Below are 16,709 nucleotides of genomic sequence, written 5' to 3'. Positions count from 1 at the left end.
AATCCACTCGTTAGTTGAACAATTACCCGACAATATAAGTGAGCAACCCAACTTTTTATATTCAGGTCGACCATGGAAAATTAGTTTTAAAGATTATCAAACATTACTAGCTGAGAGTGAGTATGCTGCTTGGTTAGCCGCTTGGGGTTATCGTGCAAATCACTTTACTGTTAGCATCAACCATCTAGAAAGTTATCATAGCATTATCGATGTTAATGAACGCTTGAAAAAATCAGGCTACGCGTTAAATAGTAATGGCGGCGAAATTAAGGGTGATGATGCTGTTAAGCTAGAACAATCATCTACTTTAGCCGATAAAGCATTAGTTGAGTTTTCTGATAAGAACGCCGAAATCCCTAGCTGTTTCTACGAATTTGCTAAACGTTATCCTCTTGCTAATGGCGAACTTTATACTGGTTTTGTTGCAGAATCTGCAGATAAAATTTTTGAAAGTACCAATGCTGTTGCGTAACAAATGTTTTTTCTTTACCAGTACTTATTAAGTGCTGGTATAGAGTGACTCTATTATTGCAGCACTTAATACCTAGCAGCAGCTCCTTTTCGCCCACTATAAACCACTTCTAACTCAACCCTAGTAATAGATTTATTCGCTAATAATTCATTATATACAGCCATAAGATCGTCTGTATTCTTTGGCGTAATTCTAACGGTATTTTTCGCTATTTTGGTTATATTCTTATAGGGTATATCCAGTATTTCATCAGGTTTCGTTATTACAACAAAAGTACCTTTAACCGTTCCCTGTTCAGACATATTAATCTGGCGAACCTTGCTTCCTTTTTGTAGTTTTGTCCCCATAAATATATATTTTTCACCATTGAATGAAATCGATCTTTTGCTCTTTTTTATTGAAGTTGCCTGCTTTGCTTCTATTTCTTCTTTTGTGGCTCTAGTATTTTCATCATGTTGAATTATGTTGCTTGATAGAATTACTTCTTCTTGAGTGTTACCTGCTTCTGATACCGTTTTATGCTCTGATTGAGAACATGAAGTAATTAAAAAGCAGAAGCAAAAGCTAACAATTAAATTGTCATTATTTTTCATTTTAAACCCCTTTCTCATCCTAAAATAGATTAAAAAGCCAGCTAAAAAGCTGGCTTTCATTCACTAAACTTTTTAAATAACCTGAATTCAGATTATTTAATACTTACGACGACGTAATAAAGTTAAAGGTAGCAGTAACAAAGTTAACCACGTTGTTGAACCACCACCACTCGATTTAGTGGTCGGTTGAGTCGTTTGTGTAGCAACATCTGTAACTTTAACTGTTATTGTATTAACCACATCATCAATACCGTCACTAACTGTTGCCTCAAATACAAGTTCATCGCCACTTGCTGAAACGTCTGGCGCCGTAAAACTGACAGACGCTAAATCACTTCCCGTGAGAGTTACTGAGGCTCCTGAAACTTGAGCCCAACTATAGATCAGTGTATCACTATTGGCATCTGTGGCGGCAACAGATAAGCTAACACTAGTACCTTCTTTAACACTTTGATCACCACTTGTAGTCACTACAGGTAAACGATTATCACAGGCAAAGCTATCACCAGCAACAATATCAGAGAAAATGCTAGTTTGAATATTTGTGAAAGTTATATCATCAATATACCATCCAGCATCAAAACCATAATCATCTGGCTCAGGAACAAAAGCTGAGTCTGTTGCTAAGCGGAATCGGAATTCAACTTGATTACCATTCAAGCTTTCACCAAAGTTAATGGTTTCCATGCCATTATTTGAACCTGAAAATGTAGCACGACCTGCAATACCAGCTTCAGTGTCAGATATTGCGGTATCCGTATAACCATCACCTAAAAACTCACCTCCCATGTCAGTAACATCAGCCCAATCTCCGCCATTAACACGTACTTCTACTACGGCACCATCATAACCTTCTTCCATGTTATATAAATGCCAGAAACTAATCGTATAATCACCACTATAACCAACTACCATCGGCTGTGTTTGATAAGCAACATCAGAGATAAAGCTATTAGCTGTGGCAGCAATCAAGCCATCATCAGCATCCCATTGATCTAACATCCAAGTGCTATTGGCCATTTCACCGCCATCGATAACGACTTCAGTAAAATCATGCAAACGCGAAAGCGTATTTAAGTCATCATATTGTGTTGTACCAACCAATTCACGAGGTACAAAATCAACATTTACTGTTGTTGATATTAAGTACTCAGCTGCTTCGACACCGTCAACAAGATCAGGAACAAACTTAAGTATTAGTTCATCACCTGTATTGGCCTCATTCAGCGTAAATTCAATAGGCGCACTCGTAGCAGAAGCAAACATTGCTACATCACCTAAAGTAATTACCCCACCATTAGCAAACGTTACGTCATGATCACTTTCAACTACAACAGTGCCAGATAGTTCCGATAAGGCGGCATTACCGCCATTTTTAATTGCAAAACTAACAGTACCTGTTTCACCTACATCAAGAATATTATCATTTGAACAATATCCCGACGTTAAACCATCATAATTGGTATTTAACTTATGTTCAGTAACAGTAAAGGTATCTAAATCAGTTTTGTATGATTCAACCACACCAGCATGATCAGTTGAAAAGCGGCTTGGCGATACGGCACCAAGTCCCATACCACGGCGCGCAAATGCACCTAAAATAAGTTTATAATCTTCTTGGTCATTAGCGTATGCCGCCGCTAACAAGGCATCTCGCCCCTCGGTAAAGGTTGGCGCCATCGGCATCATTTTATAACTTGAAACAAGGTAGTCTTTCATCAAGCTTTTTGCTTCTGCAAAGGTATGACGTTCATCATTAACCATAGCAATAAATGAATCCCATAACATTGCTGCATATACTGCACCCGATGCATGTACTTCGGCATCGGCTTCAACATCAGCAAATGTTGCGGGATTAATATCCATATCTGTAGAATAAGGATATTTACGAATACCTGAAACAAAGCTCGCAACATAGGTTGTATCACCATATTTACCAGCATAATTTTCATTGCCTAGCACTAAATTATCATCTGCATCAGAAGCGAAAAGCAAGGCATGAAAATCACCAAAGCCTTCCCCCATAGAGGTAGCTTGATTACTGCTTAGGCCTGAACCATTGCCCACTAAGCGGTTGCTGATATAGTGCCCCCATTCATGAGCAACAATAGCATTGTCCCAAGAACTATCTTTAAATACACGAGAGAGGTCATTTTTAAACATCTCAATTGAAACCGTTTCACCAGCATCAATTAATGCATAAATAGCAGCACCCTCATTTTGTGAAATTCCCATGCTTGGAATGGTAACCGTATCATCACTTCCTCCCATAGCAGATGGGTCATCGCCGTCTTTATTATTTGCTATCAACACAGCGATAGCGCCTGCTTCTTGAGCGTTTTTAACTTTCTCGGTGAAATTACAAGAACCACGGTCGATAATTGCGATTTTGCCAACAAGATCGGCACCATTGATGGCTTCTTCACATCCATCACGAGTAGGTTCCGTACCGTCTTCAATACGAACTAACTCACCTGAAACTGAAAACACATCGGCACCAAAACTAGAAATTTGTACGTACTCTAATAAGCCTATACTCGCATGTGAAGTAGCCGTTACACCATAATCAACGCCATTAACAGCTTGCGTGGTTTCCCATAAATACATCTGCATACGGGGTGAAGAACCATCGGCTGGCGTAGACATATTTGCATTATCAAATCCTGAATTATCTTGTACTTCTACATTAAGAGCATCGCCTTCAACACCGCCACGACCATAGTTTAGTGCCTGAGCGTTACCCGCGGCTTCATCAAAACCATGATCATAATAATCATCATGTAAGTAGTTATTCATGAGAAATAAGTTAACAATGGCCGCTTTACGATTGTTCATTGAGTATTCTGCTTCTGCATCATTGTACTTATAATCAAAGGTATTAGCCGTGGTCACTTCTGCTACATAATCACCATTCGTAAACCCTTGTGGTGGCACAGCATCAACATAGGCTGTAACATTGTTACCCTCTGTCGTTGTTGCATTATCAGCTAACCAAGCATCTTTAGTACTAATTGGGCCATGTGATAAGGTTACTAAAGGGGCATCTAAATATTCTGCTGTTAAATAAGCATCAACATCACTACCAGCGGGTGCAGGCATCACATTACCATGCGGACTATCCCATGGTTTTCCGTCTGCATCAGCATAAATACGGTAGTTAAAATCAGCGGCATGACTGGTTAAATTCTTTTTAAATAAAACATCACCTGTTTTCGCTGATATAACATAAGCATAATATTCTGAATTACGACTATCAAAATCTCCAGTTTCAACTTCGACATAATGAGCAGCGATTAATTCATTTTTATGCTCAAAAAATACCTTTTTAGCCCTTGGTTCACCAAGTATTATTTTACTATTTGAAGTATTGTTTACTTTAAATTTTTCGTACTTGTCATCTGAAATATTAGCAACAAGTGTCACTGAACTACTATCTCCACCCATTGCTGAAAATGCGGCACTAATCGAACTAGCAGAATGACCAAAAGCACTATCAATATTTTTAATCACTGAAACGGCTGACTTATTCGCTGATTTGCCAATAAAGTAACCTGACGAAGCAACTAAGTTGAACTCTCTGTCCATCATGATGTTGTATTCGCGATTAAACACTTCAACACCCGCAACTTCTTGTTTGTATTTAGCTATTTTTGCGCCACGCCCCAAGTCATGTATATTCGCTAATACAGGCTTGCCTAAATTTTCATTCGCTTTATTAGCACCCGTTAACTGCTTTAAATAAAAATCTGCTGCGAAAGCATTTTGATGATCGACGGCAATAGCCCCCATATTCGGTTTCGTGGCTTGCTTGGCAGCCCATTGGAATGTTGTTTTACCAAGTTGGGCGTCAAATTGGTTTGTCATTCCATTTATCGAGTCTTGGCTCGTTTGTTTTTGCGCAGGGGTATTTTTTGGTGATTTGATCTTAGCTGGAACATTAAAATTTTCAGCGAGACTTCCTGTTGCTGTTGCTGAAAGTGCTGCTGCAATAACGCTGGCAACAAGTGATTTTTTTAAATTCATGAAAACTCCTTTAGTATTATTACTTTATTCTTAGCAAATGATTAATTCATTTATTTTATTGTGATATACGATTAACACACTAAACCAAAATAGTAATAAAAAACAGCATGTATACATAAATATTACATCTTATTTACAAACGTTCGTATTAAAATATTCACAACAGTGCTCTAAAAAGTAAACGTTTATTACGATATATAGTCCCTACTTGTTGCTGTAACTATCAAAAATACCTTTTAATTATAATTACCTCGTTTATCTTAAACCATTCAAGTAATTCTAGTATTATATATTTCCAAACGGAGTCTTTAGGTGACAAAAGTAATTATTCTTATCTTGGACCTCAAAAAAATCCTTACTTACTGTTATAATCTACTTATGTCCCAAAAAAATGCCTTGAATTATTATGGTTACAGACAAAGAAGGTTACATTTATTTAATTGAATATTTAACTGAACATTTAAGTTTATTTGAGAATATGCTTCCTGTAGATCCTAATGCTGACACGGTTATGACAGTAATTGAAGAAGAACTAAGTGAACAAATAATTTCTGTTTGTAATCAAAACGAAGCACTAGCACCAAATCAACGCAACGCAATTATTAGTGAAGTTGATACAATTGTTTGTGATCTTGAAGAAGTGTTAGCCAGGGTCCTCAACAACCCAATATCTGAACAGCAAGCTATTTTTATTAAAGAATTCTCATCCTTAATTAAAAATCTATTTGATACCGAAATAAATTCTTTATTAGCAACTAATAATTAATTGTTTAAAAAATGTAAGAAGCATATTTGTTAACTTGGTGATTAACTAAATAACTGTCATTATAATAAATATTTTTACAGAATATTATTAGCTAATCACAAGGAAAAACCATGGTGGCTTCACCTTTGCGCTCGTTTACATTTATTATTTCATTATTATTAATATCTCACTCCACTTTAGCTACTCAATCTAACAATACTTCAACAAAAAATAGTCAAAAAGTCACCGTAGCACAAGCTCAATCATTATTATTTTATCCTGAGAATAAAGCTACAGCGCTAGTTCAAGCGATTAATCACGCAAAAGTACCTGCGCAAATTGCGGCACAAGTTATCAATATCAATGTTCAATTAGGTAGCATAGTTAAAAAAGGGCAAATACTGGTGACTTTGGACTGCCAAGATAAGAACATTTATTTAGCTAAGCAAGCATCACAATTAGCTATGAATAAAGCGCAGTTACGTTTGGCCAAACGTAATTTTGAACGTGCAGTACAGTTGAAAAAAAATCGCCACATAGGTGAAGCTGAACTAGATGAAAGTGAAGTGCAAGTTACTATTGCCCAAGAACAGGTTGCTCAGACAATTGAAGAGCAAAAAACAGCTAATTTAGCCGTACAGCGTTGTCAAGTATTATCCCCATTTGATGGGATTATTACTGCCCGTATGATCAGCGAAGGTGATTATGTCAATACAGGTGATGCATTAGTAAAGGTGCTTGAACAAGGTAACATAGAAATTGAAGCACAAATACCACTTGAACACATGAAACACTTACGCCAAGCTAGCACGTATTACTTTATTCATAACGAGAAAAAACACCCCATAACCATTAAACATATGGTTAATTTCGTAAATCAAAATAGTCATTCTCAAGTTGTCACTTTTACAATAAATGATAACAGTAATGGCGACATATTAGCAGGTATGAATGGCGTAGTTGGCTGGCAGAGTATACGCGGTTATTTACCAGCCCATTTACTCACTCAACGTCACGGACACTATGGTATTTTTGTTATTGAAAATAGAACAGAGTCAGCAGAACAGTTAGCTAAATTCATTACATTACCAAACGCACAAGAAGGTCGCCCCTTTGAGCTAGCTATTGCAAACACCCAACTAATTATTGTTGATGGCAGACATCGTGTCAGTAATGGTATGACAGTTAATTTCAATGTCACTAATAATCAAACTAGGTGAGAATAAAACATGCTTATTCGTTTAATTAAGAACCATGTTTTTACTAATTTAACTTTTGCATTAGTGCTATTAGTTGGCTTTGTTAGTTATCAAAATTTACCCCGTGAGCAAGACCCTACGGTTAACTTCAATTGGATCCAAATCACAACTATTTTACCTGGTGCATCTGCTGAAGATGTTGAGCAAAAGGTAACGCTGCCTATGGAAGAGGCAATTGAAAAACTACAAGATATGAAATTCGTCTCAAGTAACTCGCGCGAGAGTATTTCTAGTATTTTAATTCGCTTTCAAGATGTGGGTGATCGCATTTTTGATAAGCGTGTTTCAGACTTACGCCGTGAAATTCAAAATGTTGAAGATAAACTTCCCATTGAAGTTGAACGACCACTTATTTTTGAAGTCACTTCATCTAATGCCTTCCCAAGTGCCACTGTACTAGTACATAGCGCAGCCAATGATGAAAACCTTCGGGAAAAGGCACGCGCAATTGAACGTGATTTAGCTCGTATAAAAGGGGTTGACAGAGTACAACCAACAGCATTATATGAGCCAGAATTGCAAATTCGCTTTGACGTCGATAAATTACAAGCCCTTGGTATATCGCCCATTGATATAACAGATACAATTCGCTTATTTTTTCAAGACATTTCTGCTGGGTCTGCCAATATTGCTGCTGAACGCTGGTTAGTGCGAGTGGATGGCACAACTGTTGATCCTAATGTTGTTGCTCAACTCCCTATTATTAGTAATCATTTAACTCAGCGAGTACGTATTGGCGATATTGCTAATGTTGTTCGTGCCCGAGCAAAAGCAGATAAATTAGTAAGTTATCAAGGTCGACCAGCCGTCATGCTTGCTATAATGAAGCGAGAAAAATCTAACACTCTCGAGCTTGTTGAGCGCATCAATGATTATATTGCTGAGAAAAATAAAAATGCCGACAGTTTATCAGTTATTGTCACTTTAGCAGATGATCAAACACTCATTACTAAAAATGCCTTAGATATAATGCAAACAAATGCAGTTTTTGGTCTGTTATTCGTAATGATCATTAGTTGGATGTTTTTAGGCAGTAAAATATCGATACTGATTACTATTGGCATTCCATTCACGCTCGCTGGTACTTTTTTTGTACTTGATATTTTAGGGCAAACCTTAAACACCTCCGTATTTTTGGGTATTGTCATTGCACTTGGTATGTTGGTTGATGATGCAGTAGTCGTGGTAGAGTCCATTTATAACCGATTACGACATGGCGGTAGCAATGTATTTAAAGCAATTCATGATGGTCTTTTTGAAGTAATAGCCCCTGTAACTGCCTCGGTATTAACGACAATGGCGGCATTTTTACCGCTGATGTTGCTACCAGGCATTCTAGGCCAATTTATGATGGTTATCCCGATGGTTGTTACCCTTGCATTAGCAATAAGCTTAATTGAAGCATTTTGGATGCTGCCAGGGCACATTATGGCAAGCAAACTTAACTTTACTAAACCATCAAAGGTACAATATCTGCGCCATCAATTAACCCATTGGCTTCGTGTTAAATATTGTAAAGGATTACTAAAAGTATTACGTAAACCTGTGCGCGCTATTCTGATATTAGTATTGTTGTTTATTATGGCTATTGGCGCCTTAGTCGCAGGAATGATTAAAGTAGACTTTTTTGCATCAGACCAGTTACGTTTATTTTATGTCAATATTAGTATGCCCACCAGTACATCATTACAAGGTACTTTAAATAAAGCATTAACGATAGAAAACATAGTCAATAGGCATGTTGAAAAAAGTGAAGTTAGAACCATAGTGAGTTACGCTGGGCAGCAATTTACTGAAATGGAACCATTGTTTGGTGACCATTATGGCCAAATTCTCGTGAGTTTAAATCCAGCGAGTAATAAAGACCGTACTGTTGATGAAATTATTGACTCAATGCGAGCTGATGTAACTAGCGTTGCTGGCCCGATGAATATTTCATTCTTAACCCTTGCAGGCGGCCCTCCTACCAGTAAACCGATTAGTGTAAAAGTGCGTGGCAATGATTACAGTGAATTGAGATTAGCAACAGATGAGTTAACTAATTTTATGCGTGGTAATCCACACTTTATGGACATTAGTGACGATGATAGTGCTGGTCGCTACGGCTTAACATTGAAACTTAACAATGATGCTATTTACCGTACAGGTATAAGACCAGATACTGTGATGCGCACGATCAAGTCATTAGTTGACGGTGAAATAGCGAGTCAAATTCAGCATCAAGGTGACCAAGTTTCGGTGCGAGTACAATCAGCAAAGGCTCTAGAGCAAAGTTTTGACAATATTGAAGACGTACTTGCAATGCAGTTACCACTAGACAATGGTAATAAAGTTCCTTTAGGTGAATTAGTAAATATTACTACCGCACAGGTAAAAGGCAACTTACGACACTACAATTTTAAGCGCACAATAACCTTAGAATCAGATATCAACAAAGCTGAACTTAACACCGTTGAAGCCAATAAATTATTACAAGAATACTGGCCGACCATTATGGCAAAATATCCAAATGTTGATTTAGACTTTTCAGGTGAACTCGATGACATTCAAGAAAGCATGGACGCCATTGGTCTGCTGTTTTTATTTGGCTTAGCACTAATGTATTTAATTTTAGCAACCCAATTTAGTAGTTATTTTCAACCCTTAATGATTTTAGCAACAGTTCCAATGGCCTTTACAGGCGTTATTTTAGGTTTAATTGTTACCACTAATCCATTAAGTTTATTTACTATGTATGGCATAGTTGCATTAGCAGGAATCGCAGTAAATTCAGCTATTGTATTGATTTCAAAAGCGAACGGTAACATTGATGAGGGTATGTCCCTGCTTCATGCCACATTTTACGCGGCAAGAAGACGGATGCTACCTATTATAATTACTACTTTTACTACAGTGGCTGGTTTATTTTCGCTAGCAACAGGTTTAGGAGGAAGCTCACTTATTTGGGCTCCAGTGGCCACTTCTATTGTTTGGGGTTTGATGTTCTCGGCCGTGTTATCCATGTATATTGTACCCGCAATCTACTTACTGTCGATGAAAAAATCGCACAGCAAACGACAAGCAGTAAGTCATGCTTAAGTTATATATTACAAAACTCTCAGAGGGTGATTAACTGAACATGAATACCCAAACCATTTCTGTACACTTGAACTGGTTTGGGCTAATACAAATTAGATTAATGGCTATATACCCGTTCCACTTGAAGATGCTCGTTTCAGGAAGTTTGAGCGATTCATAATCAAGGCGCATTTTTTTATTAATGGTTGTTCCCTTAAAAAGAAATGTAACGCAGGGTATGATTTCCTCAGCCTTACCTAAAGGCGTTTCTAATTCCAGCTGAATCCTGCATCTTCAAGTGGAGCGGGTATATTATAAGTCACTCATCCAATCTAACTGCTTATTAGCGAGTGTTTTTCGTTCCATTAAATCACGAATAAGCGGCGTCAAAATTAATTCCATCGCTAGACCCATTTTGCCACCAGGAACAACTAAAGTACTTACGCGTGACATAAATGAACCATCGATCATGCGCAAGTAATATTGAAAATCGACATTTTTAACTTCACGAAAGCGAATCACAACAAAACTTTCATCTAATGAAGGAATTGCCTTGGCACTAAAAGGGTTTGACGTATCAACTGTTGGTACTCGTTGAAAATTAATATGAGTACGAGAAAACTGTGGCGTGATAAAAGAAATATAATCTTCCATACTTCGTACTATACTGGCAGTGACCGCTTCACGATTATGACCACGTTGTTTGGTATCGCGAACAATTTTTTGAATCCACTCTAAATTAACGATTGGAACCATACCAATAAGTAAATCTACATGCTTTGCAACATCATTATTTTCAGTGACAACACCGCCATGCAATCCCTCATAAAATAATAAGTCTGCGCCTTCACCTAACTCTTCCCAAGGCGTAAAAGTACCTGGCATTTGATTATAAGGGACGGCTTCATCAAAGGTATGCAAATAGCGTCTCATCATTCCCTTGCCCGTTTCTCCGTAAGTTTTAAATAACTTTTCTAAAGCATCAAAATCATTGGCAAGATCACCAAAATAACTAATATTGGTATGCGATTCTTTTGCTTTTCGTTTAGCTAAGTCCATTTCTTGACGTGAAAAACGGTGAAAACTGTCACCTTCAATATTTACTGAATTTATTCCTAACGTGCGAAACATATGCTCAAACGCGGAAGTCGTCGTTGAGGTACCTGCACCCGAGGATCCTGTAACTGCAATAATGGGATTTCGTGATGACATGTATATAAACTCATATAATAATACTAAATAAAGAAAATAATGTCTTAATTAGTATAAGTAAAAAGATAGCTATTTTATACGGGGAATTGCCGCTAACGTCAAGAAACAAAAAACCGAGCCAAGGCTCGGTTTTTATTTCTTTAAAGATTGAAACTTAAACTAGTGTTTAAGCTTCTGCTGATTCTTCAACTTCTTCAACAATTTCTTCAACTGCTGGGCGGTCTACTAATTCAACATAAGCCATAGGCGCTTTATCACCAGTACGGAAACCGCATTTTAAAACGCGAGTATATCCACCTGGACGTTCTTGGTAACGTTCACCAAGTTCATTAAATAAAATACCTACTACTTCTTTGTCTTGTGTACGAGCAAATGCTAAACGACGATTTGCAACACTGTCGGTTTTAGCCAATGTAATCAAAGGCTCTACAACGCGACGTAGTTCTTTAGCTTTAGCAACAGTCGTTTTGATAACGCCGTGCTTAACTAAAGAGCTTGCCATATTGCGGAACATCGCTTGGCGATGACTGCTATTACGGTTTAACTGGCGACCACTTTGACGATGACGCATGTGTTAATCCTTCTTAAAAAACTATTAAAAAAACGATGATCGAACTAGTCGTTGTCAACAATGCTTTCAGGTGGCCAGTTTTCTAGGCGCATGCCTAGTGACAAACCACGTGACGCTAACACGTCTTTAATTTCAGTTAATGACTTCTTACCTAAATTAGGCGTTTTAAGAAGCTCAACTTCAGCACGTTGTACTAAATCACCAATATATTGAATTGCTTCTGCTTTTAAACAGTTTGCACTGCGAACAGTTAGCTCTAGATCATCCACTGGACGAAGCAATATTGGGTCAAACAATGGTTTTTCTTCCACTTGCTCAACTTCTTTAATATCACGTAGTTCTACAAACGCATCTAACTGTTCAGCTAAAATGGTTGAAGCACGACGGATAGCTTCTTCAGGATCCAATGTACCATTGGTTTCCATATCTAAAACTAATTTGTCTAAATCTGTACGTTGTTCAACACGTGCAGAATCAACAGAATAAGCAATTCTTACTACAGGACTGAATGAGGCATCAACCAACAAACGACCAATAGCACGATCTTCTTCCTCGGCATCACGGCGCGCTGAAGCAGGTACATAACCACGACCCATTTCAATTTTAATGCGCATACTGATAGAACCTTCACCTGTTAGAGTGCAGATAACATGGTCTAGATTAGTAATAGTTACATCACCATCATGTTGAATATCAGCTGCCGTTACAGGGCCTTCACCAGACTTAGTTAAAGTCAGAACGGCTTCATTTTTGCCTTCTAAAATAACAGCAAGCCCTTTAAGGTTTAACAATATTTCGATGATGTCTTCTTGAACACCTTCTTTACTACTGTACTCATGTAATACACCATCAATTTCTACTTCAGTTACAGCACAACCTGGCATTGAAGATAAAAGAATACGGCGTAACGCATTACCTAAAGTGTGACCAAAACCACGTTCTAGTGGCTCTAAAGTTACTTTAGCGCGACGAGGGTTAATATTTTCAATACCAACCATGCGTGGTCTAAGGAATTCGGTTACAGAACCCTGCATATATGTCCTCTCTTAAAGTGTAACTTTACTACTTAGAGTAAAGTTCAACAATCAACTGTTCATTAATTTCAGCAGATAAGTCAGCTCTATCAGGAACACGTTTGAACGTACCTTCAAGTTTTTTATTATCAACTTCAACCCAAAGTGGTTTTTCACGTTGGTCGGCTAAATCTAAAGCGGCAATAATACGCGCTTGAGTTTTAGACTTCTCACGAACAGAAACCACATCTTCAGCTTTAACAGTGAAAGATGGAATATTTACTACACCGCCATTTACCACGATAGCCTTATGGCTAACTAATTGACGAGCTTCAGCACGAGTGCTTGCATAACCCATACGGTAAACTACGTTATCTAAACGCGTTTCTAAAAGTTGTAACAAGTTTTCACCTGTATTACCTTTTAAACGTGCTGCTTCTTTGTAGTAATTACTGAATTGTTTTTCAAGTACGCCATACATACGACGAACTTTTTGTTTTTCACGAAGTTGAACACCGTAATCAGACAAACGACCGCGACGGGCGCCGTGTTGACCTGGTATTGTTTCGATTTTACATTTAGTGTCAATTGCTCTAACACCGCTTTTAAGGAATAAATCTGTTCCTTCGCGGCGACTAAGCTTTAACTTAGGACCTAAATATCTAGCCATTTTCTTTCTCCAACTATCCTAAAAAACGATTAAACGCGACGTTTCTTAGGAGGACGACAACCATTATGAGGAATAGGTGTAACGTCAGTAATGTTGGTGATTTTAAAACCAGCAGCATTTAAGGCACGGATAGCAGATTCACGACCTGGACCTGGACCTTTAACGAACACTTCAATATTCTTCAAGCCAAACTCTTTTGCAGTAGCGCCTGCGCGGTCTGCAGCTACTTGCGCAGCAAAAGGGGTAGATTTACGTGAACCACGGAAACCTGAACCACCTGCAGTCGCCCAAGATAATGCATTACCTTGACGGTCTGTAAGAGTCACGATTGTGTTGTTGAAAGAAGCATGGATATGAGCCATGCCGTCAGCAACTTGTTTTTTTACGCGCTTACGCGTACGAACTGGTGTTTTAGCCATTGTCTAGTTCCTCTTACTTCTTAATAGGCTTACGAGGACCTTTACGGGTACGCGCATTTGTTTTAGTGCGTTGACCACGTAGAGGAAGACTGCGACGATGACGAATGCCACGGTAACAACCTAAATCCATAAGACGTTTAATGTTCATTGAAACTTCACGGCGCAAATCACCTTCTACGGTAAATTTGTCCACTTCAGCGCGAAGCAAATCAATTTTTGCTTCGTCTAATTCACTGATCTTCGTTGATTCTTCGATACCTGCTGCCGCACAAATAGCTTTTGCACGGGTAGCGCCGATACCGTAAATCGCAGTAATGGCGATTACTGCATGCTTACGATCAGGGATGTTAATGCCAGCGATACGGGCCACTAACACATCTCCTATTATTAATTTAAATTACTTTGGTTGGAAAGCCCGTTAGGATACCCAACCATTCTCGTTTTCGCAAATCGAAGCGGCATTATACAGAAAATTCTGTACAATGCCACTGCTAAAAGATTTTAGCTTTTATGTAGGGTCGAATTCATTCGACCAAGGCGAATAGATTCGCCTCTACAATTAACCTTGTCTTTGTTTGTGCTTAGGCTCACTGCAAAGAACGCGAATAACGCCTTTACGTTTAACCACTTTACAGTTACGACAAATCTTTTTTACGGATGCACGTACTTTCATATCATTATACTCCGTTAACTAAATCAGCCCGGCCTAACGACCGTAGCCTTTTAAGTTTGCTTTTTTAAGTACATTGTCATATTGATGAGACATCATATGTGTTTGTACTTGTGCCATAAAATCCATAATCACAACCACGATAATCAATAATGATGTACCGCCAAAATAGAACTGAACGTCCCATGCCATGATCATAAACTGTGGAACCAAACAGACAAAGGTAATATACATTGCACCCGCTAGGGTTAAACGTGTCATGACTTTATCTATATATTTGGATGTTTGTTCTCCCGGACGAATCCCTGGAATGAACGCACCTGACTTTTTCAAGTTATCTGCTGTTTCACGCGGATTGAAAACCAATGCAGTGTAAAAGAAACAGAAAAATATAATTGCTGCGGCCAACATCAATACATACAAAGGTTGCCCTGGCGACATCGCCTGAGACACGCCTTGTAAGAAATCAGCCATTGGGCCTTCACCTTGTCCGAACCAGCTCGCAAGCGTGCCAGGAAACAAAATAAGACTTGAGGCAAAGATAGGAGGGATAACACCCGCCATATTCACTTTTAATGGTAAATGCGTACTCTGAGCGGCAAAAACCTTACGGCCTTGCTGACGCTTAGCATAGTTAACAACAATACGTCGTTGACCACGTTCCACAAATACAACTAAAAAAGTTACTGCAAATACCACAGCGCCAATTAACAATAATACTAATAGATGCAATTCACCTTGACGCGCCATCTCAGCTGTTTGACCAACGGCCGATGGCATGCCAGCAACAATACCTGCAAATATAATGATTGAAATACCGTTACCGATACCACGTTCAGTAATCTGCTCACCTAACCACATTAAAAACATGGTACCGGTAACCAAACTAACTACTGCCGTGAAATAGAAACCAAAACCAGCATTTATAACCAGTCCTTGCATCATATCAGGTAAACTTCTTGCAATCGCTATTGATTGTACTGTTGCTAGAACTAATGTGCCGTAGCGTGTGTATTGACTGATTTTACGTCGTCCAGCTTCACCTTCTTTTTTAAGCTCTGCAAACTTTGGACTAACCACAGTTAACAGTTGCATAATAATTGAAGCTGAAATGTACGGCATAATACCTAATGCCAATACCGAGGCTCGCTCAAGCGCACCACCAGAGAACATGTTAAACATTTCTACAATGGTGCCCTTTTGCTGTTCAAAGAACTGAGCTAATACAGCGGCGTCAATACCAGGGATCGGTACAAAAGATCCTAAACGAAGCACAACTAAGGCTACGAATACGAACCATAATCTTTGTTTCAGCTCAGACAAACCGCCTGCGCCTTTGCTTCCCTTTTGAGAAGCTTCCAATCCTGGTTTAGCCATAATCTGTATTATTCCTCGATGTTACCACCGGCAGCTTCAATAGCTGCACGAGCACCTTTAGTTACGCCTAAACCGCGAACAGTGATCTTGCGAGTAATTTCGCCAGACAGCATAATTTTTGCTGTTTCAATGTTACGGCTGATTAGACCAGCATCTTTTAACGCGTGAATATCAACAACATCACCTTGAATAAGATTTAATTCATGTAAACGAACTTCAGCGCGAACTAAAGATTTACGTGATGTAAAACCAAACTTAGGTAAACGTTGTTTCAATGGCATTTGACCACCTTCGAAACCAGGACGTACACTACCGCCAGAACGAGACTTCTGACCTTTGTGTCCACGACCACCAGTTTTACCGATGCCAGAACCAATACCACGACCACAGCGTTTTTTAGCTTTGTGAGATCCCGGTGCAGGGGATAAAGTATTTAAATGCATTATTAATCCTCCACCTTAATCATGTAATAAACCTTGTTGATCATACCACGTACAGACGGAGTATCTTCTAACTCTACTGTATGATTAATACGACGCAGACCAAGGCCTTTTAATGTAGCTCTATGTTTCGGTAAACGACCAATAGAACTTTTTACTTGAGTTACTTTAACTGTTTTAGACATGCT

16 protein-coding genes are annotated in these 16,709 nt (G+C 38.5%); 4 read left to right on the top strand and 12 right to left on the bottom strand.

Annotation, left to right across the window (positions count from 1 at the left end):
- Positions 1 to 472, top strand: a 472-nt coding sequence (locus ACE1OF_RS01210; RefSeq protein WP_448892080.1) for a 2-oxoadipate dioxygenase/decarboxylase family protein, incomplete at its 5' end; no start/stop codon positions are given.
- A gap of 65 nt (positions 473 to 537) precedes the next feature.
- On the opposite strand, the gene ACE1OF_RS01205 is transcribed toward ACE1OF_RS01210, so the two are convergent.
- Together ACE1OF_RS01205 and ACE1OF_RS01200 are read right to left on the bottom strand one after the other, a co-directional pair.
- Complete coding sequence (locus ACE1OF_RS01205; protein WP_448892078.1) at positions 538 to 1,065, bottom strand: hypothetical protein; 528 nt, start codon at positions 1,063 to 1,065, stop codon at positions 538 to 540.
- A gap of 96 nt (positions 1,066 to 1,161) precedes the next feature.
- On the bottom strand, positions 1,162 to 5,088 hold the full coding sequence (locus tag ACE1OF_RS01200; protein WP_448892076.1) for a rhombosortase-dependent M36 family metallopeptidase: 3,927 nt from the start codon (positions 5,086 to 5,088) through the stop codon (positions 1,162 to 1,164).
- Between the two features lie 406 nt (positions 5,089 to 5,494).
- Between ACE1OF_RS01200 and ACE1OF_RS01195 the strand changes: the two genes are divergently transcribed.
- The 3 genes from ACE1OF_RS01195 to ACE1OF_RS01185 all read left to right on the top strand — a co-directional run bounded on the left by ACE1OF_RS01195 (position 5,495) and on the right by ACE1OF_RS01185 (position 10,170).
- Positions 5,495 to 5,854 (top strand): DUF3802 family protein, encoded by a 360-nt coding sequence (locus ACE1OF_RS01195; RefSeq protein WP_448892074.1) that lies wholly within the window; start codon positions 5,495 to 5,497, stop codon positions 5,852 to 5,854.
- 110 nt (positions 5,855 to 5,964) lie between these two features.
- Positions 5,965 to 7,053, top strand: a complete 1,089-nt coding sequence (locus tag ACE1OF_RS01190) for an efflux RND transporter periplasmic adaptor subunit (protein WP_448892072.1) — start codon at positions 5,965 to 5,967, stop codon at positions 7,051 to 7,053.
- A gap of 9 nt (positions 7,054 to 7,062) precedes the next feature.
- Positions 7,063 to 10,170, top strand: coding sequence for an efflux RND transporter permease subunit (locus ACE1OF_RS01185; RefSeq protein WP_448892071.1), 3,108 nt, complete (start codon positions 7,063 to 7,065; stop codon positions 10,168 to 10,170).
- Positions 10,171 to 10,461: 291 nt separating this feature from the next.
- Here ACE1OF_RS01185 and ACE1OF_RS01180 read toward each other — a convergent pair whose 3' ends face one another.
- The 10 genes from ACE1OF_RS01180 to rpmD all read right to left on the bottom strand — a co-directional run bounded on the left by ACE1OF_RS01180 (position 10,462) and on the right by rpmD (position 16,706).
- Entirely contained in the window at positions 10,462 to 11,361 is a 900-nt protein-coding gene (locus tag ACE1OF_RS01180; protein ID WP_448892069.1) for a phosphoribulokinase, read from the bottom strand.
- 166 nt (positions 11,362 to 11,527) lie between these two features.
- Positions 11,528 to 11,932 carry a 50S ribosomal protein L17 gene (gene rplQ, locus ACE1OF_RS01175; RefSeq protein WP_448892068.1) on the bottom strand — a complete coding sequence of 135 codons (405 nt, stop codon included), beginning with the start codon at positions 11,930 to 11,932 and terminating at the stop codon, positions 11,528 to 11,530.
- Between the two features lie 44 nt (positions 11,933 to 11,976).
- On the bottom strand, positions 11,977 to 12,966 hold the full coding sequence (locus ACE1OF_RS01170) for a DNA-directed RNA polymerase subunit alpha (protein WP_448892066.1): 990 nt from the start codon (positions 12,964 to 12,966) through the stop codon (positions 11,977 to 11,979).
- Between the two features lie 28 nt (positions 12,967 to 12,994).
- Positions 12,995 to 13,615, bottom strand: a complete 621-nt coding sequence (rpsD, locus tag ACE1OF_RS01165) for a 30S ribosomal protein S4 (RefSeq protein WP_448892065.1) — start codon at positions 13,613 to 13,615, stop codon at positions 12,995 to 12,997.
- A 29-nt stretch (positions 13,616 to 13,644) separates the two neighbouring features.
- Positions 13,645 to 14,034, bottom strand: a complete 390-nt coding sequence (gene rpsK / locus ACE1OF_RS01160) for a 30S ribosomal protein S11 (RefSeq protein ID WP_159817719.1) — start codon at positions 14,032 to 14,034, stop codon at positions 13,645 to 13,647.
- 13 nt (positions 14,035 to 14,047) lie between these two features.
- Positions 14,048 to 14,404, bottom strand: coding sequence for a 30S ribosomal protein S13 (gene rpsM, locus ACE1OF_RS01155; protein WP_242287332.1), 357 nt, complete (start codon positions 14,402 to 14,404; stop codon positions 14,048 to 14,050).
- A 189-nt stretch (positions 14,405 to 14,593) separates the two neighbouring features.
- Positions 14,594 to 14,707 (bottom strand): 50S ribosomal protein L36, encoded by a 114-nt coding sequence (gene rpmJ / locus ACE1OF_RS01150; RefSeq protein WP_130603190.1) that lies wholly within the window; start codon positions 14,705 to 14,707, stop codon positions 14,594 to 14,596.
- Positions 14,708 to 14,740: 33 nt separating this feature from the next.
- Positions 14,741 to 16,081 carry a preprotein translocase subunit SecY gene (gene secY / locus ACE1OF_RS01145; RefSeq protein ID WP_448892062.1) on the bottom strand — a complete coding sequence of 447 codons (1,341 nt, stop codon included), beginning with the start codon at positions 16,079 to 16,081 and terminating at the stop codon, positions 14,741 to 14,743.
- Positions 16,082 to 16,089: 8 nt separating this feature from the next.
- On the bottom strand, positions 16,090 to 16,524 hold the full coding sequence (rplO, locus tag ACE1OF_RS01140; RefSeq protein ID WP_448892060.1) for a 50S ribosomal protein L15: 435 nt from the start codon (positions 16,522 to 16,524) through the stop codon (positions 16,090 to 16,092).
- Positions 16,525 to 16,526: 2 nt separating this feature from the next.
- Positions 16,527 to 16,706: a 50S ribosomal protein L30 gene (rpmD, locus tag ACE1OF_RS01135; RefSeq protein ID WP_215981169.1), complete on the bottom strand. Its 180-nt coding sequence runs from the start codon at positions 16,704 to 16,706 to the stop codon at positions 16,527 to 16,529.
- Positions 16,707 to 16,709: the final 3 nt, after the last annotated feature.

Source organism: Colwellia sp. E150_009, assembly GCF_053543955.1.
Note: the sequence above shows the minus strand (reverse complement) of the source record. Positions and strands in the feature narration are given on the sequence as shown.

Excerpts from the sequence above, each read along its gene's own strand:
- ACE1OF_RS01205 (WP_448892078.1), bottom strand. The coding sequence starts at position 1,065 with ATGAAAAATAATGACAATTTAATTGTTAGCTTTTGCTTCTGCTTTTTA.
- ACE1OF_RS01200 (WP_448892076.1), bottom strand. The coding sequence starts at position 5,088 with ATGAATTTAAAAAAATCACTTGTTGCCAGCGTTATTGCAGCAGCACTT.
- ACE1OF_RS01195 (WP_448892074.1), top strand. The coding sequence starts at position 5,495 with ATGGTTACAGACAAAGAAGGTTACATTTATTTAATTGAATATTTAACT.
- ACE1OF_RS01190 (WP_448892072.1), top strand. The coding sequence starts at position 5,965 with ATGGTGGCTTCACCTTTGCGCTCGTTTACATTTATTATTTCATTATTA.
- ACE1OF_RS01185 (WP_448892071.1), top strand. The coding sequence starts at position 7,063 with ATGCTTATTCGTTTAATTAAGAACCATGTTTTTACTAATTTAACTTTT.
- ACE1OF_RS01180 (WP_448892069.1), bottom strand. The coding sequence starts at position 11,361 with ATGTCATCACGAAATCCCATTATTGCAGTTACAGGATCCTCGGGTGCA.
- rplQ (WP_448892068.1), bottom strand. The coding sequence starts at position 11,932 with ATGCGTCATCGTCAAAGTGGTCGCCAGTTAAACCGTAATAGCAGTCAT.
- ACE1OF_RS01170 (WP_448892066.1), bottom strand. The coding sequence starts at position 12,966 with ATGCAGGGTTCTGTAACCGAATTCCTTAGACCACGCATGGTTGGTATT.
- rpsD (WP_448892065.1), bottom strand. The coding sequence starts at position 13,615 with ATGGCTAGATATTTAGGTCCTAAGTTAAAGCTTAGTCGCCGCGAAGGA.
- rpsK (WP_159817719.1), bottom strand. The coding sequence starts at position 14,034 with ATGGCTAAAACACCAGTTCGTACGCGTAAGCGCGTAAAAAAACAAGTT.
- rpmJ (WP_130603190.1), bottom strand. The coding sequence starts at position 14,707 with ATGAAAGTACGTGCATCCGTAAAAAAGATTTGTCGTAACTGTAAAGTG.
- secY (WP_448892062.1), bottom strand. The coding sequence starts at position 16,081 with ATGGCTAAACCAGGATTGGAAGCTTCTCAAAAGGGAAGCAAAGGCGCA.
- rplO (WP_448892060.1), bottom strand. The coding sequence starts at position 16,524 with ATGCATTTAAATACTTTATCCCCTGCACCGGGATCTCACAAAGCTAAA.
- rpmD (WP_215981169.1), bottom strand. The coding sequence starts at position 16,706 with ATGTCTAAAACAGTTAAAGTAACTCAAGTAAAAAGTTCTATTGGTCGT.